Source organism: Dyella humicola (assembly GCF_026283945.1).
Taxonomy (GTDB): domain Bacteria; phylum Pseudomonadota; class Gammaproteobacteria; order Xanthomonadales; family Rhodanobacteraceae; genus Dyella; species Dyella humicola.
Window position 1 is genome coordinate 708138 of record NZ_JAPDPC010000001.1, and the last position, 22668, is coordinate 730805.

A 22668-nucleotide genomic window follows, 5' to 3' on the forward strand; every position below is an offset into this window, starting at 1 on the left:
AGTCTAGGCGCAGGCGCCCAGGGGCAAGGGGGAAAATCGTGGGGCTCTTTACACCCAAGAAGCCGCCACTTGTTGGCGTCGACATCAGTTCGACGGCCGTCAAGTTGCTGCAGCTCAGCCAAGCCGGCGGTCGCTATCGCGTGGAACATTACGCGGTCGAGCCACTGCCCCCTAATGCCGTAGTCGAGAAAAACATCGTCGAGGTCGAGGCGGTGGGCGAGGCCATCCGACGAGCCTTGGCGCGCTCCGGCTCCAAGCTCAAGCATGCGTCGGCGGCGGTAGCCGGGTCAGCCGTGATCACCCGCGTCATACCGATGCCGAGTGAGCTGTCCGAGGATGATCTCGAAGGCCAGATCCAGGTCGAGGCCAACCAGTACATCCCGTATCCGATCGATGAGGTCAGCCTCGACTACGAGGTGCTCGGTCCGGTACGCGACAACCCCGAAATGAACAATGTGCTGCTCGCTGCCTCGCGCACCGAGAACGTCGACATGCGCGTGGCCGCGCTCGACCTGGGTGGGCTTTCCGCCAAAGTGGTCGATGTCGAGGCCTTCGCCATGGAGAATGCGTTCGCCATGGTGGCCGACCAGCTCAATGTCGGTCGCGATGCGCTGGTTGCCGTGGTCGACATCGGCGCCACCATGACCACGCTGTCGGTGCTGCGCAACCAGCGCACCATCTATTCGCGTGAGCAGGTGTTCGGCGGCAAGCAGCTGACCGACGAAATCATGCGCCGCTACGGTCTCTCCTATGAGGAAGCCGGCCGTGCCAAGCGCAAGGGCGGCCTGCCGGACTCCTATGAGAGCGAGGCGCTGGAGCCGTTCAAGGAGTCGCTGATCCAGCAGATCGGGCGTCTCCTGCAGTTCTTCTTTGCCGGTAGCGAATACAGCAAGGTCGATCAGGTCGTACTGGCGGGCGGCTGTGCCTCGATCGAAGGCATCGGTCCGATGCTCGAGGACCAGCTGGGCGTTCCCTGCGTCGTCGCCAATCCTCTGGCGCGCATGTCGCTGTCGCCGCGTGTGCAGGCGCAGTCGCTGGCTCAGGACGCCCCCGCATTGATGATTGCGGTCGGCCTCGCGCTGAGGAGCTTCGACTGATGGCACATATCAACCTACTTCCGTGGCGCGCCGAGCGCCGCAAGCAGCGAGAGCGCGAGTTCTTCATGCAACTGGGGGCCGCCCTGGTGGCGGCCATCCTGGTGCTGCTGCTGTGGACAGCCTGGATGGGGCAGCGCGTCGACAACCAAAACGACCGCAATACGCTTTTGCAGGGCGAGATCAAGCAGCTCGACGAGCGCATCGTCAAGATCAAGGATCTGGAGAAGGTGCGTGAGCGACTGCTGGCACGCAAGCAGATCATCGAGCAACTGCAGGCCAATCGCTCGCAGATGGTGCATCTGTTCGATGAGCTGGTAAGGACGATTCCGGCCAGCGCGCGACTGGGTGGCCTCAAGCAAAGCGGTGACTCGCTGACCCTCGACGGTGTAGCGCAGTCCAATGCCAGCGTGGCCGAGTACATGCGCAATATCGAGGCGTCGCCGTGGATGGGGCATGCCGATTTGCGCAAGACCGAGAACACGCACGCTGGCGACACGCGGATGCCCTATAACTTTGGGCTGGATGTCGCGCTGAGCCGACCCAAGTCCGACGAGAACGGTGAAGTCTCCGACGACGATCAGGCGCCCATCGTGCCAACCGCCAAGCCCGCACCGGCGGCCGGCGCTCCAGCTACGCCACCAGCTCCGGCTCCGGCCGCAGCCACCCAGCCGAGCAAGCCGGCGGCGGCGACCAGTGTCTCCGCGGGGGCCAAGCCCACGAGCCCGGCCGGTAATGGAGGAGCCAAGTCATGAAGTTCCTCTCCGATCTGCAGAACCTCGATCGCAACAATATTGGCGGTTGGCCGCAGTCGATCAAGGTCTTCTTTACCGCCTTGGTGTTCGTCCTCGTTGTCTTCCTGGGCTGGTACCTGTACGTCAGCGACCAGCAGACGACGTTGGAACAGTTGGTGGGCAAGGAAGACCAGCTGAAGCAGGAGTTCTCGCAGAAGCAGGCCAAGTCGGTCAATCTCGAGGCTTTGCAGCAGCAGCTCGACGAGATGCAGGACATGCTGCGGCAGTTGCTGCGCCAGTTGCCCAGCAAGACCGAAATGCCGGAACTTCTGGTCGACATCTCTCAGACGGCGCTCTCTGCAGGCCTGGAAACCGAGCTGTTTCAGCCGGGGCCGGAATCGCCGAAGGACTTCTACGCGGAGAAGCCGATCACGCTGCGCATGGTGGGCACTTATCACCAGTTCGGCACCTTCATCAGTGGCGTGGCATCGCTGCCGCGTGTCGTGATCCTGACCCTGCACGATGTTTCGCTGACGCCGAAGAACGCCCCCGCGGCAGGCAAGGCGGGCGCGCCCGCTAGCGCCGCACCTGCGGGTGGCTTGCTTGTGCTGCAAGGCACGGTAAAGACCTATCGCTATCTGGAAGATGACGAGAGTGCCGAGGCCAAGGCAGCCAATGCCAAGTCAGCCGGCGGCAAGACACAAGCTGCCAAGACAGGGGGGCAGAAATGAGCAAATTGACTGCCATCCGGTCCGTTGTTCGGGCCACGCGTATCTTGCCGGTGCTCGCTGCATTGTTGGTGCTCGCCGGTTGCACGCGCGGTACCTCTGATCTGCGTGACTGGGTCGACCAGGAAAAGCACAAGAAGGGAGCGCCGATTCCGCCGCTTCCCGTCATCAAGACCTTCGAAACCTTTCAGTACAACGATCAGGGTCGCCGTGATCCGTTCAGTCCGAGCACGGCCGAGCTGCAGCAAGGCAACGCCAACAGCGGCCCGCGTCCGGACGAGAACCGTTCCAAGGAGCCGTTGGAAATGTTTGCGCTGGACAGCCTGAAGATGGTCGGCACGGTGGGAGGGGGCACGGGCATTGAGGTGCTCGTGAAGGATCCTGGTGGGGTGATTCACCGTGTCCATCGCAACGAATACATGGGCCAGAACTACGGTCGGGTCACCGCCATCGGCGATGACCATATCGACTTGGTAGAGCTGGTTTCCAACGGAAATGGTGGCTGGATGGAACGTCCTGCCAGCATCGCGCTCAGCGAGAAATGAGAAATACAGGGGCTGATGCAATGACCAACCAAATCAAACCTGTTCGGGGCCGTGTCATGCGCCAGGCAAGCCGCTATGTGATCGTGGGCCTGCTGACGCTCGGTGCCGCCTGGTCGAACGTGGCCGCTGCTGCCACCAGTACCCTGAAGGAGATCAGCTTCGACACGCTGCCGGGTGGCCGCATCGAGCTGCACCTCAACTTCGCGCAAGGGCCGGTGCCGGAGCCAAAGATCTTCACCACGGGCAATCCGCCGCGCATCGCTGTCGACTTCGCCGACACCGACAACGCGGCGCCGCGCCATATCGATATCAACAAGGGTTCCACCACGGGCGTGTCCGCCGTGTCGGCCGGGGGGCGTACCCGAGTCGTCGTGGAATTGATGCGCGAATCCACCTATCGCTCGCGTGTCGAGGGCAATAGCCTGGTGCTGACCGTGAATAACGGTACCGATGCGACAACCACGACGACAGCAGCCACGATCGATCCGTCCAAGGCGCTGCCTTCGGCGATGAATGGTCCCTCGGTGTCGAATATCGACTTCCGTCGCGGCCCGAACGGCGAAGGCCGCGTGTTGATCGACTTCAGCGGTGCGGGCGCCAACGCCGATATGAAGACCCAGGGCGACAAGGTGGTGGTCGAGCTCGGCCAGGTGAACTTGCCGCCGAATCTCGCGCAACGGCTGGATGTGCTCGACTTCGCCACGCCCGTGCAATCCATCGTCACCAAGGCCGGAGTGCGCGGCGGTGCTCGCATGGAGATCGCCGTCAAGGGCCCGGTGGATGCGTCGGCCTTCCAGAGCGGCAATCAGTACGTGGTCGAGATTGCGGCCAAGAAGAAGGATCCGAAGGCCGCGGACGGCAAGCTGGCCAAGGGTCAGGAGCCCGTCTACAACGGCAATCGCGTCACCTTCAATTTCCAGGACATCCCGGTCCGCTCGGCGCTGCAGTTGCTCGCCGACATTTCGGGCCTGAACCTGGTGGCGTCCGATACGGTGGGTGGCAGCGTCACGCTGCGGCTGGTCAACGTGCCGTGGGACCAGGCGCTCGATGTCGTGCTGCGCGCCAAGAGCCTGGACAAGCGTCGCAACGGCAACGTGATCTGGATTGCGCCGCAGGAAGAGCTGGCCAAGTACGAGCAGAACATTGCCGATGCCCGCCTGAAGGCGGAAGACAATGCCGAGCTGGTCACGGACTATGTGCCGATCAGCTATGGCAAGGCCAAGGATATCGCCAAGCTCCTGACCACCGGCAGCATGCAGTCCCAGGGTGGCGGCGGTGCCGGTGGCGCGAATTCGTCGCACGGCTTCCTGTCCTCGCGCGGCAGCGTATCGTTCGACGAGCGCACCAACACCCTGCTGATCAACGACAACCCGCAGAAGATCCGCGAGTTGCGTGAACTGATCGCCGTGCTGGACAAGCCGGTGCAGCAGGTGTTGATCGAGTCGCGCATCGTGATCGCCACCGACAACTTCACCCGCGATCTGGGCGTGAAGTGGGGCGTGCAGGCGACTCGCACCTTGCCGGGCGGCAACGTGATTGCTACCAACCCGTCCGGAGACGGCGCCGTTTCGCTGGCGACCAGCCAGCACAATGCCAACGTGACCAATGCGGTCAATATGGCTAACTTTCTCAATGGCGGCAGCGTCGGTCCTGTTCCCACACCGCCAACGGTCACTTACCCGGGTGGCGCGAACGTCAACCTGCCCGTGACCAGCCCCGCCGGCCAGCTCGGCCTGGCGATCCTGGGCAAGAACTTCCTGGTCGACCTCGAGCTTTCCGCCGCCCAGACCGAAGGACGTGGCGAGGTCATCTCCAGTCCTCGGGTGATCACCTCCAACCAGCAGGAAGCGGTGATACGCCAGGGTCAGGAAATCGGCTACGTGACCTTCCAGAACAGCGCCACCGGTGCGGCCGGTAGCGGCACCGCGACGGTGCAGTTCAAGGACGCCGTGCTGGAGCTGAAGGTGACCCCGACGATCACCGCCGACAATCGCGTCTACCTGATGATCAATGTGAAGAAGGACGCCCTGGCGAGCTTCATCACCGTACCGGGTAGCGGCCAGGTTCCGCAGATCGACACCCGTGAGATCAATACGTCGGTGCTGGTGGACAATGGTCAGACCGTGGTACTCGGCGGCATCTATGAAATCACCAAGCAGAACACCGCGACCAAGGTGCCTGGCTTGGGCGATATCCCGGGTCTCGGCTTCCTGTTCCGCAGCACCTCGCGTGAAAGCGACAAGGCTGAGCTGTTGATCTTCGTGACGCCGCGCATTCTCAGCGAAAGTCTGCAATAAGCGCGGGTACAGGGCGATACGGAAAGGGCGGCTTCGGCCGCCCTTTTTTGTTGCTGTCGGGGCGCCTTGCGTGCTGGCGCCGCCAGCCAAAAGTCATGGGTACTAAACTTCTCCGCGGGTTTAAGGTCTGTAACCGCGCAACCTTAGATGGAACACCCGATGGACATGCCCCAAGCCCAGCCTGCATCCCGCTTGCAGCAGGCGTTTTTACGCGTACGCGACGAGCTGCAGCGCAGCGTCATCGGTCAACCGCACCTCATCGACTGCCTGCTGGTGGCGCTGCTGGCCGACGGCCACCTGCTCGTCGAAGGCGCGCCCGGCCTCGCCAAGACCACCGCGGTAAAGGCGCTGGCAGGCTGTATCGAGGCTGATTTTCATCGCGTCCAGTTCACGCCGGATCTGCTGCCGGCGGATCTCACCGGCACCGATATCTTTCGTCCGCAATCGGGCAACTTCGAGTTCGAGCAAGGCCCGCTGTTCCACAACATCGTGCTGGCCGACGAAATCAATCGTGCACCGGCGAAGGTGCAGTCGGCCTTGCTGGAGGCCATGGCCGAGCGGCAGATTACGGTGGGCCGCAGTACCTGGCACTTGCCCGACCTCTTCATGGTGATGGCAACGCAGAATCCGATCGAGCAGGAGGGCACCTTCGCGCTGCCCGAGGCACAGCTCGACCGCTTCGTGATGCATGTGACCATCGGCTATCCGGATGCCGCCTCCGAGCTGGCGATCCTCAAGCTGGCGCGAGATCAGGCGCGCCGCAGCCTGCATCCGGTGCCCGCGTCACGCCCGACCCTGAGCCAGGCCGACGTCTTCGAGGCACGCGACGCCGTGCTGGCCGTACACATGGCGCCGGCGCTGGAGGAGTACCTGGCGCAACTGGTGCTGGCTACCCGCAATGCCGCTGCCTATGGGCCCGAACTCAAGCGCTGGATTGCCTGGGGCGCGAGTCCGCGCGGCACCATCGCGCTGGACCGCTGCGCCCGCGCCCATGCGTGGCTTGCCGGTCGCGACTACGCCTTGCCGGAAGACGTTCATGCCATCGCCCATGAAGTGCTTCGGCACCGCGTCTTGCTCAGCTATGAGGCAGAGGCCGAGGGCGTGCGCAGTGATCAGGTCATCAAGCGCGTGCTGGACCTCGTGCCGCTGCCGTGAGCGCTGTCGTGAATAGGCCGTTGGAGGCCGATGGCCGCACCCGCGTTCGACTTTCAGAACTGGTTGCACTGCGTGCGCGCGTGGCGAAGGCGGCTTTGCCGCGGCTGGAAAGTCGCGCCATGCGCGCGGGTCAGCAGTCCAGCCGTCTATACGGCCGCGGCATGGACTATGCCGAGTCCCGCGTCTATCAGCCGGGCGACGATGTGCGCCGGCTCGACTGGCGCCTGACGGCGCGCAGCGGACGTCTGCATACGAAGTTGTTCCAGGAGGAACGCGAAGGGCGCCTGCTGATCCTGCTGGATACCCATGAAAGTATGCGTTTTGGCACGCGTGCGCGATTCAAATCGGTACAGGCCGCGCGAGCCGCAGCGATTGCGGCCTGGTACGCGGTGCGTGCCGGAGAGCGCGTCGGTCTGATGGAGTTTGGCGGCGGAGACCGTTTGCTCCGTCCTCAGTCGGGTCCGCGAGGAGCGCTGGCCGTCTGCGGTGCCCTGGCCGAGTGGGATAGCGTGGACGCGCGCGCACACGGCGAACAGCTGTCAGATGCGCTGCTGCGCGCATCCCGCCTCATGCATGGCGCGAATCGCGTCCTGTTGATCAGTGATGGGCTCAGCTGCGACGAGGCCGCGCATGGCCGGCTGCTCGACCTTTCAAGGAAGGCCGGAGTCCGTGTATTGGTCGTGGCGGATGCGCTCGAGCTGTCCATGCCGGCACCGGGCCGCTACCCACTTGAACATGAAGGTGAACGTCGGGAAGTCGTTTTGCTCGGTGAACGCCAGCGCCGCGAGTTTCAGCGGTTGCTAGGTGCGGGGCAGGCGCGGTTGAACGAACTGTCACAACGACTCGGTATGCCCCACCGTACGATCGACACCGCAAGCGACCCGGTCGATGCCGTCATGGCCTTGCTGGCACCCGGGGTGCGCCGATGATGGCGATGTCCGGCCATGCGCCAGTGGACGCAGGTCCCGTGCTGCGTGACATTCACCTGCCTCGAGATCCGTCCTGGTGGCCACCCGCACCCGGCTGGTGGATGCTTGCACTTTTGTTGGTGGCACTCGGCTCGATAAGTGTCTGGTGGTGGTTCCGCCGGAACCGACGCCGTGCCATCGAGCACGCCGTATTGGCAGAAGTGGATCTGCTGGCGGCGCAATGGAGCGATCAACCCCAGCAGCTCGCCGCCGGCTTGCACCAGCTACTGCGTCGTGGCGCGCTGCGCTATGACGCCGAAGCTGCCCGCGTACATGGCCAAGACTGGCGACGTATCCTGGCCGTGGTATCCGATGATCAGGCCATCTTGGACCCATTGACGCTACTCGAATCGGCCATGTATCGACCGGATCCCTCGTTCGATAAGGAAGCCACGGTGGCGGCCACGCAAAAATGGCTGCGGATGGCATGGCGCCATCCGCCGATCCGTAAGGCTTCGTCCGCGACGCAACGGTCCTCGCAGGTGGAGTCCAGTCATGCCTGAGTTCGCCTGGCCCTGGATTTTCCTGCTGCTGCCGTTGCCCTGGATGCTGCGCCGCTGGTTGCGCCCGGCCCAGCCGGGGCAGGCGCTGCACTTGCCACATCCCGGCTTGCATCTGGCGGCCGCCGAACGGAGCCAAGAAGGCGGCGCCCGATTCTGGTTGTTGCTGCTTGCGTGGCTTTGCCTGCTTGTGGCTGCGGCACGCCCGCAATGGGTAGGCCCGCCGCAAGCACAGCAGCGCAGTGGCCGGGCCTTGATGCTGGCGGTGGATCTGTCGGGAAGCATGCGCACCGACGATATGCAGCTTGGCGGCCAACCGGTCAGTCGGTTTGGTGCCGTCGAGGCCATCGCCGGCGATTTCATTTCGCGTCGCAGCGGCGATGAAATGGGCCTCATCGTGTTTGGTAGCCGCGCGTTCCTGGTCACGCCATTGACCTACGATTTGAATGCGGTGCGTGCCCAACTCCAGGGTGCAGCCGTTGGCCTTGCGGGGACCGAGACCGCCATTGGCGATGCGATCGCGGTCGCGGTGAAGCGGCTGGCGAGCTTGCCGGAGCAGGCACGCGTGGTCGTGTTGCTCACCGATGGTGTGAACAATGCCGGCAGCATCGCGCCGTTGGACGCAGCACACGCGGCCAAGGCGGCAGGCGTGCGCATCTATACCATCGGCATTGGCGCGACCGAAATGCGCGTTCCCGACTTCTTTGGATCGCGCACGATCAACCCGTCGGCCGATCTCGATGAGGGCATGTTGCGATCGATGGCCTCCCAAACCGGGGGACGCTATTTCCGTGCCACGGACTCGGGGCAACTCGCCGATGCGTATCGTGCTATCGATGCCTTGGAGCCGATGCCACAGCAGGGGCCGACCTTGCGACCACGCCATGAGCTGTTCCCGTGGCCGCTCGCCCTGGCCACGCTGGCATGGCTGCTTGCGCTGGTGCCGCGTGCGCGCCGGGTCGAGGTGCTGGCATGACCGAGGCATGGCAGCAGTTTCATTTCCTGCGGCCGTGGTGGCTGCTGGCGCTGTTGGCCTTGCCGGCGCTGCTGATGATCGCGACGAGGCGGAGCGTGGCGCGCGAGGCATTGGCGTCCCTGGTCGATGCCGAATTACTCCCGCATCTGCTGCAAGGGCGCGAGCGCAGGCAGAACCTGCCGTACATGTTGCTCGCGCTGGGCTGGACGCTGTGCGCCCTGGCCATGGCGGGCCCGACCTGGAGCCGCGTCGCGCAACCGCTGTTTGCGCGGCGTGCGGCCCAGGTGGTCGCCTTGTCGCTATCCCAGCACATGCTGGCGCGCGACGTGGCGCCAAGCCGTCTCGATCGCGCCCGTTACAAGGTACGCGACCTGTTTGCCGCCAATCACGATGGCCTCAATGGGCTGCTCGCTTATGCGGGTGAAGCGTTCGTGGTGGCGCCGCTTACCACCGACGCGGGTAGCCTCAACGATCTGCTCGACGCACTTGCGCCCGATACGATGCCGGCCGACGGCGACAATGCGGCGCAGGCCATCGAGCGTGGCGTGGCCTTGATGCGCGACGCCAAGGCAGGCGGTGGTTCGCTGGTGCTGGTCACTGACAGCGCGGATGCGTCGGCACAGGCAGCAGCACGCAAGGCGCTCAGCGAGGGCGTGCGGGTCTCGGTGCTCGGTGTCGGCACGTCCCAGGGTGGCCCGGTGCCCCTGGCGGACGATAGCTTTTTGCGCGATGCGCAAGGCAGCCTGAGCATGGCGCGTCGCGACGACGATGCCTTGCGCGCTCTTGCCGCCGCGGGTGGTGGTCGCTATGTGCCGATGAGCGATGGTCGCGACGACATCGATGCCTTGCGCGGGCAACTGCATGCCGATGGCGCAGCGACGTTGGCGGCCGACCACCATGGCGACCAATGGCAGGATCGTGGGCCCTGGTTGCTGCTGCCGTTGCTACCCCTGCTTGCGATGGCGTTTCGTCGAGGCTGGCTGATGTTGCTTCCACTGGTGTTGTTGCCTTGTTTCCCCGATGCCGCCCACGCTGGCGCGTGGAATGACCTGTGGCAGCGGCCCGACCAGCAGGCTGCCGCGGCGCTCAACCAGGGTAGGGCGAAGGAGGCCCAGCAGCTGGCACGTGATCCGGCATGGCGTGGAGCCGCCGCCTATCGTGCCGGCGACTACGCTGCAGCCAGCACCGCGTTGAAGCAAGCGTCCGGCGTGGATGCGCCATACAACCTGGGCAATGCCCTGGCCAGGCAGGGTGACTATCAGGGCGCACTGGACGCGTACGATCAGGCGCTCAAGTTGGCTCCGACCAACGCCGATGCGCTGGCGAACCGCAAGGCCGTCGAGGACTGGCTGCATCGCCAACAGCAAGACCAGTCCCGCGACAAAGGTGCACGCAACGACAAGAACAAGTCGGGGCAGGGCAAGCAGAACTCGCCATCGGACGATGCGCAAAACCAGAGTGGACAGCAGCACGAGCGTGCCGACCAGAACGATGGTGAAGGCAAGCCGGGGCAGGATGAAAAACGTGACTCCCAGGACGCCGACAAGAACAAGGGCGACCAGAAGCAGGATCAGGGTAAGCCGGCGGATGGGTCATCGCAGACCAAGCCGCTGACGCCACAAGAGCAGGCCGAGCAACGCGCTCGTCAACAACAGGCTCAACAGGCGCTGCAGAAGCAGATGGACAAGGCACTCGGAAAACCGGGACAGGAGCAGAAGCCGGCTACGCATGAGCTGGGCGCGGTATCCGCGGATGACCCGCAATCCAAGCTCCCCGCCGATGTGCGGCAGGCGCTGCAGCGCGTACCCGACGATCCGGGCGCGTTATTGCGGCGCAAGTTCGATCTTGAATATCGGCAGCGCCATGGCACTGCACCGCTGGAGGACGACTCGCCGTGAAGTCGCGCCATTTACTCGCCCTGCTGTGGCTTATCACCTGCCTGGTGCCCATCGCGTCGCGCGCGGCCGAGGTGCAGGCCACGCTGGATCGCGCGCGCGTGGAGCTGGGCGAAACCGTTACGCTAAATCTGCGCGCCGCCGGTGGCGGCCTGGTCCAAGTGCCGGACCTGAGCGCCTTGGGGCGGGACTTTGCTGTGCTGGGGACATCCAGCAATAGCAGCGTCAGTATCGTCAATGGCAACCGCACGGCGCAGGTCGTCGTTGGCGTGGCGTTACGCCCCTTGCATGTGGGCATGCTGAGGATACCGTCCTTCCCATTTGCCGGTGGTACGACGGCACCGTTGACGCTGGAAGTGGTGGCGCCCGATCCGGCGGCAGCCGCATCCGGCCATAAAGACGTCTTTCTGGAAGCTACCGTCGACCCGGCTAGTGGCTATGTCGGACAGCAGCTGGTCTATACCGTTCGGCTGTATTTCGCGGCCAACCTGACCAACGGCGCATTGGAAGATCCCCAGTTGGCCGGTGTGGATGCACGGCGCCTGGGCGACGAGACCAATTTCCAGGCCGAGCGCGCGGGACGTCGCTACAACGTTATCGAACGCCGATACGCACTTACGCCGCAGCACGAAGGCCACCTGGTGATTCCGCCGATCGCCTTCCAGGGCGACATGGTGAACATGGCCGACCCCGATGCGTTCTTCGGCAATGCCACGCCGGTGTCGGCATCTTCGCCCCCCGTTGCCATCGACGTACGACCGGCACCCGCCGGGGCCGCGCGTACCGCGTGGCTGCCGGCGCGCGAGTTGACGCTGACTCTGGATGGCGGCCCCTCGCAAGGCGAACTGCGCGTCGGACAGCCGCTGAACCTGGTGATGAGTCTGCAGGCCACGGGCTTGCCCTACGAAGCCTTGCCCGCACTGAGTCTGCCCACGCTGGATGGCGCCACCGTGTATCCGGACAAACCCGTCAACGGCACGCGCGTGGACGGGGAGTGGATCGTCGGCCGCCGCCAGCAGGGCTTCGCCATCGTGCCCAACCGCGCTGGCACGCTGACGATTCCTGAAACCACGCTCACCTGGTGGAATGTGGCGTCCGATCATGCCGAGGTGGCGCGTATTCCGGCACAGAGTTTCACGGTGTTGCCCGCCACGGGTTCGGTGGCATCAGCCCCCACCCATGCAGCACAGTCCTCGCCGGCCGTGGTGCCGCCGGCTACATCGGTTGCTGTCGGCGGTCGCACCGCGCCCTGGCGCTGGATCGCACTGGTCAGCTTCGGCTTGTGGCTGGTCAGCGTGGTCGGCTGGCTGTGGTGGCGACGTCGACGCACGCGGACTCCCAGCGAGAATTCGCCGAGGGCCGCAGCGAAGGTGACGCCCGCGCACATGAGGTCGGCCTTCCTAGGTGCTGCTCGCGGTAGCGACACTGCGGCACAAGCCGCGGCCCTGATGGCTTGGGCACGGGCCGAACGCCCGGCCTTGCAGAATCTCGGCGAGCTGTCCCAGGCGCTGGCATCGGACAGCCAGCGAGCGGCCATTGCCGCCCTGCAACGCAAGCACTACGCAGGCATGGACGAGCAGGGCGTGGGAGAGCGACTGGCGAAGGTTTTCCGGGACGGCTTCGCATGGCGCCAGGACGAACAGGACATCAACGCGTCACCGCTGCCGCCGTTGTACCCATTCAACCTGCATCGTTGAGCGCTGCCTGCCAGATTGACGCCATCGACGCGCTGAAGCAGCACAACAACACGCGGATCGGAGCGATTCCCTTCTGTGCGTCGCGAAGGTTCTGCAAAGCAACGGGTGCGGCCAGCTCGGGAGGGTAGCCATAGATGCCGCAACTGATGGCCGGAAAAGCGATGGACTCGACCGCGTGCTCGATGGCCAGCGCCATGCTTTCCTGGTAGCAACTTGCAAGCAGCGAAGCTTCGTCATGGGAGCCACCCCGCCAGACCGGGCCGACCGTGTGGATGACGTAGCGTGCAGGAAGATTGAAACCCGGCGTGAGGCGGGCTTCTCCGGTAGGGCAGCGCACGCCAGGTTGTACCTGCGGCAATTCGCGACAGGCCTCCAGCAGCGCCGGACCCGCGGCGCGGTGAATGGCGCCATCGACGCCACCGCCCCCCAACAAACTGGAGTTGGCCGCATTCACGATCGCATCCACGTCGAGCCGGGTGATGTCTGCGGTGACAATTTCGATAGACATAAGGCGTGGTTTCGTGGGAATTTGCGGCCTATGCTTCAGGTTACACTTGGACAGCGCGGACCGACATCACTTCCATGACTAAGGTCGAAGATATTTCCTTTGGTTATCTGTTGAACGATGTGACCTTGCTGTTTCGCAAGCACTTCGACAGACGCGCCGTGAAATTCGGGTTGACTCGCGCGCAATGGCGGGCCACCAAGATGTTGTATCACCGCGAAGGCCTGCGCCAGACCGAGCTTGCCGATCTGCTGGAAATGGAGCCCATCGCCGTCGGTCGAGTCATCGACCGCCTTCAGGCAGCGGGTTTCGTGGAGCGGCGGCCGGATCCGAAGGATCGTCGTGCCTGGCGCCTATACGTGACCGATCAGGCGCGGGGCGTCATCGCCGATATGGAGCTTATCGCCCAGGGCCTGCGCAAGGACGCCACCATCGGCATCGACGTCGCCGAGTTGGAGCAGGCCATGGGCGTGCTGAACCGGATCAAGGAAAACCTGCAGGCCCTTGATGCCTCGTCCACGGAGGGCGAGCAGGAATCGTAGTCCGTTCGAGCGGCCGCCTAGACGGCGCTGGGCGCATGAGTATCGGGCCTGAATATGCCGCGCTGTGGGCTTGCCAGATCCCGGTGCGCGTAATGTCCTGCGATCAGATCAACATGCGCCTTGCATGCATGCCGCATAGTGGCTTGTTTGCCAAGTGCTGTCGGTCGTGCCGTTCGGGGGTGCCGACTACCGCACAATGTCCAATGCGGCGCGCTGTTCCATACAAAGAGGGGAGTGGCGCACCTTCTGTGGCATATATCGAGTCGACACCGTGGCGCCCGGCCTCCAGCCGACCCCAGCCCGCGGCCGATGGTCGGAGAACTCATGCAGCGCACGTCCCGTAAGAAATCCGTCTTGCTTGTCGCGGTGCTCGTTGCGACGGCTTTGGCCGTCCAGATGTTTCGCGGGAGTGAGCGCGCTACCGCCAAGACGCCTGCCGTGCCTGCCGTGGTTCCGGTGAAAGTGGTGAGCGCGCACCGCGGTGATCTCGACCTGACCCTGAAAGTGATTGGTCGCGCCGAGGCCTTCTCCACGGTCAATGTGCAGGCACGCGTCAGCGGCCAGCTGCAGTCGTTGTTGTTCACGCCTGGCGCTCACGTGAAGAAGGGCGACACGATCATCCGCATCGACCCCAGCCTCCTGCAGGCCCAGCTCGACCAGGCCCTGGGCAACCTCGCCAAGGACCAGGCGCAGCTGGCCAATGCCGAGACCGTGCTGAAGCGTTACCAGCCGTTGCTGGGTAAAGGTTACGTGGCACAGTCTGATTACGATACCTACAAGGCCAATCAAGGCATCTATCAGGCATCAGTGAAGGCCGATCAGGCCGCCGTGGAGCTGGCGCGCACCCAGCTCAGCTACGCGCAGATCCAGGCGCCGTTCGATAGCGTCGCAGGTGCGCCGTTGATCTATCCGGGGGCGCAGGTGACGGCGAACGACACGTCCATCGTGGTGCTGAACCAGATTCGCCCTATCCACCTCACGTTCTCCATCCCGGAAACCGGGCTGGCGGGAACCAAGGCTGCCATGGGGCGCGGCAGCGTGGCAGTCACCGCCAGCATTCCCGGCACCAAGGCGGCACCCATGCAGGCCGAACTGGATTTCATCAACAACGCGGTAGATCCAACCACCAGCACGATCCAGCTCAAGGCACATTACGACAATAACGATGACCGACTTACGCCGGGTCAGTTTGTCGAGATCGTTTTGCCCACGACGCGCCTGACCAACGTGGTGACTGTGCCGTTGGTGGCCTTGCAGAATTCGCCGCTGGGCAGCTTTGTCTTCGTCGCCAATGCCGATGGGACGGTGCAGCAACGCATGGTCACCGCCGGGCCTACCAGCGGCTCGCAAGTCGTGATCGAGAAAGGCCTGGTTGGCAGCGAGCATGTGGTTACCGATGGCCAGCTGTTGCTGGTGGATGGCGCGCACGTGCGTGTCGTTACCGACAACGGATAAATGCCTGCCATGCCCACTCTTCGCACCCATGTTGCGCGTCTCTTTCGTAGCCACGCGTCGCTATTTGGAACGGCCGTGAACGAGGCTAGTGCATGAACCTGCCCGCACTCTGCATCCAGCGGCCGGTGATGACGGCGCTGTTGATGATCGCCTTGCTCGTGTTCGGCATCGCGGCTTACCCGAAGTTGCCAGTCAACGAATTGCCCAACGTCGACTTCCCGACCATCACGGTCAGCGCGAGCTTGCCCGGTGCCGCGCCAGAGACCATGGCGACGGCCGTGGCGACGCCACTGGAAAACCAGTTGTCGACGATCGCGGGCATCCAGTCGATGACGTCCACCAGTGCGTTGGGCGGCACGTCGATCACGCTGACCTTCGAGCTCGACCGCAATATCGACGGCGCGGCACAGGACGTGCAGGCGGCCATTTCCGCAGCGCTGCGTCAGTTGCCCACCAGCATGCCGACGCCGCCGACGTTTCGAAAGGTGAACCCGGCCGATGCGCCGATCATCTATCTCACCCTGCGTTCGAAAACCCAGCCGCTTTCGGTGGTGGATGACTACGCGGAGACCCAACTGGCCCAGCATCTGTCGATGATCGATGGCGTGGCCCAGGTGAATGTGTACGGCGCGCAGAAGTATGCCGTGCGCATCAGCGTCGACCCGCAGAAGCTGGCGGCCAGCGGCATCGGTATCGATACCATGCAGAACGCGATTTCCAACGCCAACGTGAACCTGGCGACCGGCTCGCTCAACGGTAATCGCCAGCTGCTGTCGATTCGTTCGGACGGTCAGCTGCAGCGCGCCGATCGCTACAACAACATCATCGTGTCTTACCGCAATGGTGCGCCCGTGCGCCTGTCCGATCTGGGCACGGCCGAGGACAGCGTACAGAACGACCAGGTGGCCAGCTGGTACAACGGCGAGCGGGCCATCATTCTGGCCATCCAGCGCCAACCGGGATCGAACACGGTGGCCACCATCGATCGCATTCGCGCCGCGTTGCCCCAGTTCGAAGCGACGCTGCCGCCATCGGTCAAGATGGCCGTGCTTTACGATCGCTCGGATTCGATTCGCGCCTCCGTCGACGACGTGCAGTTCACCCTGCTGCTGGCGGGTGTGCTGGTGGTACTGGTGATCTACTTGTTCCTGGGTAATGCATCGGCCACGCTGATTCCCGGCCTTGCGTTGCCGGTATCGATCGTGGGTACGTTCGGCGCGATGTTTGCGCTTGGCTACAGCCTGGACAATCTGTCGTTGCTCGCCCTGACCCTGGTGGTCGGCTTCGTGGTGGACGATGCGATCGTGATGCTGGAGAACATCGTGCGGCATGTCGAAGACGGCATGGATCCGTATGAGGCGTCGCTCAAGGGTGCGGGCGAGATCGGCTTCACCATTTTCTCGATGACGCTGTCGCTGGTGGCGGTATTCCTGCCGGTGATGTTCATGGGTGGCATCGTCGGTCGCCTGTTTCATGAGTTTGCCGTGACCTTGAGCGTGGCGATTCTGATTTCCGGCTTCGTCTCGATCACGCTGACGCCGATGCTGTGCAGCCGCTTTCTGCGTCATGCCGAGCACGAGAAGAAGGCGCGCGTGGTGCTCTGGTTCGATCGCGGCTTCGAGCGCGTGCGGCAGGGTTATGCGCGCAGCTTGGCATGGGCCGTAGGGCACCCACGCTCCATCCTCGGCGTGTTCTTCGGCAGTCTGCTGTTGACCGGCGTGTTGTTCGTGGTCGTCGACAAGGACTTCATTCCCGCGGGCGATTCCGGCCAACTCAATGTGAATGTCGAAGGTCCGGACGATATTTCAGTCAGGGGCATGGGGCAGCGTCAACAGGCGCTGGCGGCCATCGTGGCGAAGGACCCGAACATCGATGCCTACATGTCGTCGGTAGGCAGCGGTGGCGCGCGCACCACGACCAACAACGGCTCGATCCTGTTGCGGTTGAAGCCGGCCAGCGAACGCGCGCTCGATCCCAACGGCATCATCCAGGAGCTACGCAAGAAGTTTGCGGAGGTTCCGGGCATTCGGGCCTATATCCAGAACCCGCCATCGATCCAGGTAGGTGGTCGCCAATCCAAGGCGCAATATCAGTACACCTTGCAGTCCATCGATACGAATGCGTTGTACAGCTGGTCGGGCAAGGTCATCGATGCCTTCAGCAAGCTGCCTGGTTTCCAGGATGTCACCAGCGACCTGGACCTCAATGGTCCGTCGATCGTGGTCAATGTCGATCGCGACAAACTGGCCACGATGGGACTGAGCATGGACCAGGTACAGACCGCGCTCGGCTCGGCATTCGGCGCCAACCAGATCTCCACGATCTATGGTGCGTCATCGCAGTATTGGGTGATCTTGCAGGTCTATTACGCCCTGCAGAACGACGCCGATGTGCTGTCGCAACTCTATGTCACGTCGAGCAGCGGCACGCTGGTGCCACTCAACGCGGTGGCGAGCTTCGAGCGCAAGCCCCAGGCGCTTACCGTCAATCATCAGGGCCAGAGTCCTGCCGTGACGGTGTCGTTCAATCTGGCGCCGGGCGTCAGCCTCAGCGAGGCCGTGGCGAGTATCGACGGCGCGATGAAGAAGATGGACTTGCCACCGTCGATCACCGGCAGCGTGCAAGGTACCGCGCAGGCGTTCCAGGACTCCATGCAGGGCATGGGCCTGTTGCTGGTGCTGGCCTTGTTCGTGATCTACCTGGTGCTTGGCATTCTCTATGAGAGCTTTATCCATCCGCTGACGATTCTCTCGGGCCTGCCATCCGCGGGCGTAGGCGCGCTGCTGACCTTGATGATCTTCCGCGCACCGCTGGATCTGTTCTCCTTCGTCGGCATCGTGATGTTGATCGGCATCGTGAAGAAGAACGCGATCATGATGATCGACTTCGCGCTGGAGCGGCAACGTAACGATGGCATCTCGCCGGCCGAGGCCATCGTCGAGGCGTGCCACGTCCGTTTTCGACCGATCATGATGACGACGATGGCTGCCTTCGCCGGCACCTTGCCGATTGCCCTGGGTCTGGGTGCGGGCGCCGAGACGCGTCGTCCCTTGGGGCTTGCCGTGGTGGGTGGCCTGCTGGTTTCGCAGGTGCTCACCCTGTACCTGACGCCGGTGATTTACCTGTACATGGTTCGCTGGAGCGAACGTTTCTCAAGCAAGCGCCGTCTTCCACAGGCAAGTCCGGCTCACGAGTAGAGCAACGGGCGGACCACCTACCGTCAAAAGAAAGGGCGGCCCGGAGGCCGCCCTTTTTGTTGCTCGCTGATGATGGTGGATCAGTCTTCCGCGCCATCCTTGGCGAAGGCGCCCGCTGCCGAGCCGAAGTCACCGTTCGCCTGTGCCGCCATATACGAGAAGGCGGCATAGACTGCGACGTTCTGCGCCAGCTCCTTCGGGTCGATCTTGTCGAGCGTGTCGTTGGCGGTGTGGTGGAAGTCGAAGTAGTCCGTGCCGTCCTGGGTCAAGCTGAGAGCGGCCATGCCCTTGGCATGCATCTGCGACAGATCGGAGCCGCCACCCCCCGCCATCTTGGCGTCATAGGCCACGCCGATCGGCGCCAGCACCTGGGCCATCTGCTCGATGGCGCCGCGGGCTTCGGGCTTCACGCTGGCACTCATGCGCCATACCTTGCGTGCGCCGAAATCCGATTCGGTGCCCAGCTGGAACTTGGCGACATCGGCAGCGTGCTTTTCCGCATAGGCTTTACCGCCCCACAGCCCCATCTCTTCGTTGGCGAAGGCGATGACGCGGATGGTGCGGTCTGGGCGCTGCGGCATGTCGCCGATCAACTTGGCCGCGGCCATGGCAATGGCGACACCGGCACCGTCGTCGATGGCACCTGTGCCCGGATCCCACGAATCAAGATGGCCGCCGATCGCGACGATCTGGTCCGGATGCTTCTTGCCGGTGAACTCGCCGATCACGTTGGCGCCCGTATAGGTGCCAGTGATGCCGCAATCGAGGTCCAGCTTGATGCTGACCGGCTTGCCATAGGCCAGCACGCGCGTGAGCTGGTCGGCATCGGGATTGGAGAGGGCGGCCGCGGGGATGGCTTCCTTCGGATCCTTGAAGCCCGTCACGCCGGTATGTGGCGTTCGACTGTGGGCATCGGTGCCGGCCGAGCGCAGCAGGAACGCAGCGGCGCCCATCTTCGAGGCGATCACCGGGCCGCCCACACGGATGGCCGAACCCATGCCGTAATCCTGGCCGTCCTTGTGACGCTCCATGCGGGCGTCGACGTAAACGATCTTGCCCTTCACGCTGGCCGGGTCAGCCTTCTTCAGCGCATCGAGGCTGTCGAATCTCACCACGTCGGCCGTGAGCCCACCCTTGGGCGTGCCGGACGAATAGCCCAGCGCGATCAGGGCCAGCGGCTGCGGGAACGGAGCGACGATTTCCGCGTGTTCGCTGCGACGTTCCCACAGCGGATAGGTGACCTGCTCGGTGTAGACCTTGTCGAAACCGAGGGCTTTGAACTTGGCGATGGCCCATTCGCGGCCACGCTGGTCTGTCGGGCTGCCGGCGAGACGAGGGCCGACTTCCGTCGTCAATGACTCGACGATCTGATAGCTGGTGTTGTCGTTCATCGCCTTGTCGCGCAGCTGTTCGGCCGCCTTTACGGCTGCTGCTGGGATGGTGGTCGGGCTGGCGGCACTGGCAGTGCCAACCGCCAGGATCAGGCTGGCGGCAAGCAGGGTGAGCGGCAGGCGGCGCATGGGTAACTCCTCGGGCGGAAACCGCGATTATCGCGTGCCCGCCCCGGCGCGCTTAGGCCAGAAGTCATGTTGATGCCAAAACACGCAGCGACCGCACCAACGGCGGGTCGCTGCACTTGGCCGGAAGCGCTACTGCCTGGTCTTGAGCAGATCGCGGATCTCGGTGAGCAGTACCACATCCGGTGCCGGAGGTGCCGGTGCGGCTTCCTGGCGGCGGGTGAGCCGGTTGATCGCCTTGACCAGCAGGAAGATGGCGAACGCGATGATGATGAACTGGATCAGCGTATTGATGAAGGCGCCATAGCCGATGGCGACTTCGGCCACCTTGTGAGCCGGGTTGCTGTTATCGGCCGGCTTGAGCACCCACTTCATGTCGGAGAAGTCGATGCCGCCCGTGAGCGCGCCGATCGGTGGCATCACGATCTGATCGACCAGTGACGTCACGATCTTGCCGAACGCGCCGCCGATCACCACGCCGACGGCGAGGTCGATGACGTTGCCGCGCATGGCGAATTCTTTGAACTCTTTCAGCATGCTCATGCTTCACTCCCTCGCTAAGGCCGCGGATGGCAAGGGAACTCTAACGCAGCACGGGCCGGGCGCGACAGAATGGCGCCCGGCAAGCACGTGGGCGATTCAGACGACCTGGCCGTCCAGCGTGGCCACGCCTGCGACTTCGGCGTGGAAACGATCACCGCGCTGCAGCGCGGCCACGCCAGCCGGTGTGCCGGTGAAGATCAGGTCGCCGGCCTTCAATTCGAACAAGGTCGACAGGATGGCGATGATCTCGGCCACGCCATGCACCATGTCGCCGAGCCGGCCCTGCTGGCGCTGCTGGCCGTTGATGCTCAGGCTTACGCTGGTGTCGTCGCTCAAGGAGACCTGGCCGGCCGGCCGCAAGGCAGATACCGGCGCGGAGTGATCGAAGCCCTTGGCCACATCCCACGGATGGCTCTTGGCCTTGGCGATGGCCTGCAGGTCGCGGCGGGTGAGGTCCAGCCCGACGCCATAGCCCCAGATCAGCGAGGCGGCGCGCTCCAGCGGAATATCCCGGCCTCCAGCACCAAGCGCGACCACCATTTCCACCTCATGATGGAGGTCCTGGGTGGCCTGCGGGTAAGGCACGTCCGCACCGTCGGCGACGATGGCGTCGGCCGGCTTGCAGAAGAACATCGGCGTGTCCTTGTCCACGGTCGCGCCCATTTCTCGGGCGTGTTCGGCATAGTTGCGGCCGATGCAGAACACCCGGCGGACCGGGAAACGCTGGTCGCTGCCAAGGATCGGCAGGCTCGGAATCGTGGGGGGGGTGATGGCGTATGACATGGCCACGCAAGATTAGCAGTTCAGGCTGGTTTGCTCCCAGTAAGGAGGCAAGCTTCACGTCAGCTTTTCTCCGGCGGGACTTGCGAGTACAAACGGCGGGGTTACACGGCGGCGGCAGGCCGCGTGTGACAGCTGTCATCGTCAATGCCTGATGGCGCGCCCTGGCTGAAGAGCGGCCGCTGCATCATGGTTTGCACATTGATCAACCGGCAACAGCCGGCGGGGAGCACTAGTGGCGAATACGGATCTTTTGAAGGAACTGCGCATCGAGAAGCATCAGCGCGAAGAGCATGGCCAGGGATCGGGTCGTTGGCCGTGGATCATCGCCGTTGCCCTCGTCGCGTTGTTGGTGCTCGGACTCGGCGGTTGGTGGCTCGTCGGTCGGCACCCGATCGAGGTGCAAACCGCCGTGGCACAGTCGCCCGCATCGAATGCCGGCGCTGGCGCGGTGCTGCAAGCCACCGGTTATGTCACGGCACGCCGCCAGGCGACGGTGTCAGCCCAGATCACCGGTACGCTGACCCACGTGCTGATCGAAGAGGGCGACCACGTCAAGCTGGGACAGATCGTGGCGCGTCTCGACGACGCCCAATACAAGGCAGCGCTGGAGGCCGCGCGCACCCAGGCCGCTGCTGCGCATGCGCTGGTGGCGCAATTCCAGGCGCAGCTCGCGCAGAACGTGAAGGATGCGGAGCGCCAGGAGTCGCTGGTCACCAAGGGATTGGTGGCGGCGCAGGCGGCGGAACAGGCACGCACCCTGGTCGATACGACCCGCGCGCAGCTGGTGTCCCAACAGCGGCAGGCCGCTTCAGCGGATGCCCAGGTGGTCGAGGCCCGCGTCAATTTCGACTACTGCGTGATCCGCGCGCCGTTCGATGGCGTCATCACCACCAAGGACGCCCAGGTGGGCGAAATCATATCGCCGTTCTCCGCCGGCGGCGGCTTCACCCGCACCGGCGTGGGCACCATTGTCGACATGGATTCGCTGGAAGTCGACGTGGACGTCAACGAAGCGTATATCGGTCGCGTGAAGCCGAACATGCCTGCCGAAGCGGTGCTGGATGCTTACCCGGACTGGAAGATTCCGGCGCACGTGATCGCTATCGTGCCGGCGGCCGATCGGGGCAAGGCCACCGTGAAGGTGCGTGTAGCACTGGAGCAAAAAGACGCGCGCATCGTTCCGGATATGGGCGTGCGCGTGTCGTTCCTGGAACAGAAGCAGGAACATCCGGCGGCACAAGCGCCACAAGGCGCACTGGTGCCGGCGGCGGCCATCACGCAGCGCGATGGACATGCGGTGGTATTCGTCGTAAGTGGTGAGGTCGCGCAGCAGCGTACCGTCACGCCAGCAGCATCGAGCCAGGGCGACCTGCGCCTGCTGCCTGCCGGCGTGCAGGTGGGCGACACGGTGGTGGTATCGCCGCCCGTAGCGTTGAAAGACGGTATGCGAGTAGTCGCAACCGGCAAACCGAAGGACTGAGCGGGCACCAGGCCGCAGCGTATGACTGAGCGCATCGCAGCTCGCGATGCTACGTAT

General features: G+C 64.0%; 19 protein-coding genes. 15 read left to right on the forward strand and 4 right to left on the reverse strand.

All coding sequences use genetic code 11. The features are described from left to right. Window positions 1–38: 38 nt before the first annotated feature. The 11 genes from OUZ30_RS03025 to OUZ30_RS03075 all read left to right on the forward strand — a co-directional run bounded on the left by OUZ30_RS03025 (window position 39) and on the right by OUZ30_RS03075 (window position 12589). The gene (locus OUZ30_RS03025; RefSeq protein ID WP_266180694.1) at window positions 39–1097 is read left to right on the forward strand and encodes a pilus assembly protein PilM; all 1059 of its coding nucleotides are present in this window, start codon (window positions 39–41) and stop codon (window positions 1095–1097) included. Beyond that, a complete protein-coding gene (locus OUZ30_RS03030) occupies window positions 1097–1849 on the forward strand; it encodes a PilN domain-containing protein (protein WP_266180695.1) in 753 nt (250 codons plus the stop codon). Before OUZ30_RS03025 ends, OUZ30_RS03030 begins: the two co-directional genes overlap by 1 nt. After that, on the forward strand, window positions 1846–2559 hold the full coding sequence (locus tag OUZ30_RS03035) for a type IV pilus inner membrane component PilO (protein ID WP_266180697.1): 714 nt from the start codon (window positions 1846–1848) through the stop codon (window positions 2557–2559). Before OUZ30_RS03030 ends, OUZ30_RS03035 begins: the two co-directional genes overlap by 4 nt. Further along, entirely contained in the window at window positions 2556–3101 is a 546-nt protein-coding gene (locus tag OUZ30_RS03040) for a pilus assembly protein PilP (protein WP_266180698.1), read from the forward strand. The genes OUZ30_RS03035 and OUZ30_RS03040 overlap by 4 nt, the downstream gene beginning before the upstream one ends. 56 nt (window positions 3102–3157) lie before the next feature. Further along, on the forward strand, window positions 3158–5398 hold the full coding sequence (locus OUZ30_RS03045; RefSeq protein WP_266180699.1) for a type IV pilus secretin PilQ: 2241 nt from the start codon (window positions 3158–3160) through the stop codon (window positions 5396–5398). Between the two features lie 159 nt (window positions 5399–5557). Further along, a complete protein-coding gene (locus OUZ30_RS03050; protein ID WP_266180700.1) occupies window positions 5558–6553 on the forward strand; it encodes an AAA family ATPase in 996 nt (331 codons plus the stop codon). Continuing rightward, complete coding sequence (locus tag OUZ30_RS03055) at window positions 6550–7482, forward strand: DUF58 domain-containing protein (RefSeq protein ID WP_266180701.1); 933 nt, start codon at window positions 6550–6552, stop codon at window positions 7480–7482. The genes OUZ30_RS03050 and OUZ30_RS03055 overlap by 4 nt, the downstream gene beginning before the upstream one ends. Further along, on the forward strand, window positions 7479–8024 hold the full coding sequence (locus OUZ30_RS03060; RefSeq protein WP_266180702.1) for a DUF4381 domain-containing protein: 546 nt from the start codon (window positions 7479–7481) through the stop codon (window positions 8022–8024). The genes OUZ30_RS03055 and OUZ30_RS03060 overlap by 4 nt, the downstream gene beginning before the upstream one ends. Next, complete coding sequence (locus tag OUZ30_RS03065; RefSeq protein WP_266180703.1) at window positions 8017–8997, forward strand: VWA domain-containing protein; 981 nt, start codon at window positions 8017–8019, stop codon at window positions 8995–8997. Before OUZ30_RS03060 ends, OUZ30_RS03065 begins: the two co-directional genes overlap by 8 nt. Beyond that, entirely contained in the window at window positions 8994–10895 is a 1902-nt protein-coding gene (locus tag OUZ30_RS03070; protein WP_266180704.1) for a VWA domain-containing protein, read from the forward strand. Before OUZ30_RS03065 ends, OUZ30_RS03070 begins: the two co-directional genes overlap by 4 nt. After that, on the forward strand, window positions 10892–12589 hold the full coding sequence (locus tag OUZ30_RS03075; RefSeq protein ID WP_266180705.1) for a BatD family protein: 1698 nt from the start codon (window positions 10892–10894) through the stop codon (window positions 12587–12589). The genes OUZ30_RS03070 and OUZ30_RS03075 overlap by 4 nt, the downstream gene beginning before the upstream one ends. Here the strand turns inward: OUZ30_RS03075 and OUZ30_RS03080 are convergent. Continuing rightward, window positions 12573–13097: an O-acetyl-ADP-ribose deacetylase gene (locus tag OUZ30_RS03080; protein ID WP_266180706.1), complete on the reverse strand. Its 525-nt coding sequence runs from the start codon at window positions 13095–13097 to the stop codon at window positions 12573–12575. The genes OUZ30_RS03075 and OUZ30_RS03080 overlap by 17 nt on opposite strands. 74 nt (window positions 13098–13171) lie before the next feature. On the opposite strand from OUZ30_RS03080, the gene OUZ30_RS03085 reads away from it, so the two are divergent. From OUZ30_RS03085 to OUZ30_RS03095, 3 genes are all read left to right on the forward strand, one after another. Further along, window positions 13172–13636 carry a MarR family winged helix-turn-helix transcriptional regulator gene (locus OUZ30_RS03085; RefSeq protein ID WP_266180707.1) on the forward strand — a complete coding sequence of 155 codons (465 nt, stop codon included), beginning with the start codon at window positions 13172–13174 and terminating at the stop codon, window positions 13634–13636. Window positions 13637–13960: 324 nt separating this feature from the next. Further along, window positions 13961–15091 (forward strand): efflux RND transporter periplasmic adaptor subunit, encoded by a 1131-nt coding sequence (locus OUZ30_RS03090; RefSeq protein ID WP_266180709.1) that lies wholly within the window; start codon window positions 13961–13963, stop codon window positions 15089–15091. Window positions 15092–15183: 92 nt separating this feature from the next. Then, complete coding sequence (locus tag OUZ30_RS03095) at window positions 15184–18288, forward strand: efflux RND transporter permease subunit (RefSeq protein WP_266180710.1); 3105 nt, start codon at window positions 15184–15186, stop codon at window positions 18286–18288. A gap of 80 nt (window positions 18289–18368) precedes the next feature. Here OUZ30_RS03095 and OUZ30_RS03100 read toward each other — a convergent pair whose 3' ends face one another. The 3 genes from OUZ30_RS03100 to OUZ30_RS03110 all read right to left on the reverse strand — a co-directional run bounded on the left by OUZ30_RS03100 (window position 18369) and on the right by OUZ30_RS03110 (window position 21131). Continuing rightward, on the reverse strand, window positions 18369–19808 hold the full coding sequence (locus OUZ30_RS03100; RefSeq protein WP_266180711.1) for a M20/M25/M40 family metallo-hydrolase: 1440 nt from the start codon (window positions 19806–19808) through the stop codon (window positions 18369–18371). 129 nt (window positions 19809–19937) lie between these two features. Beyond that, the gene (gene mscL, locus OUZ30_RS03105; RefSeq protein ID WP_266180712.1) at window positions 19938–20348 is read right to left on the reverse strand and encodes a large-conductance mechanosensitive channel protein MscL; all 411 of its coding nucleotides are present in this window, start codon (window positions 20346–20348) and stop codon (window positions 19938–19940) included. Between the two features lie 96 nt (window positions 20349–20444). Further along, window positions 20445–21131: a fumarylacetoacetate hydrolase family protein gene (locus tag OUZ30_RS03110; protein ID WP_266180713.1), complete on the reverse strand. Its 687-nt coding sequence runs from the start codon at window positions 21129–21131 to the stop codon at window positions 20445–20447. A gap of 232 nt (window positions 21132–21363) precedes the next feature. On the opposite strand from OUZ30_RS03110, the gene OUZ30_RS03115 reads away from it, so the two are divergent. Then, window positions 21364–22611 (forward strand): efflux RND transporter periplasmic adaptor subunit, encoded by a 1248-nt coding sequence (locus tag OUZ30_RS03115; protein WP_266180714.1) that lies wholly within the window; start codon window positions 21364–21366, stop codon window positions 22609–22611. Window positions 22612–22668: the final 57 nt, after the last annotated feature.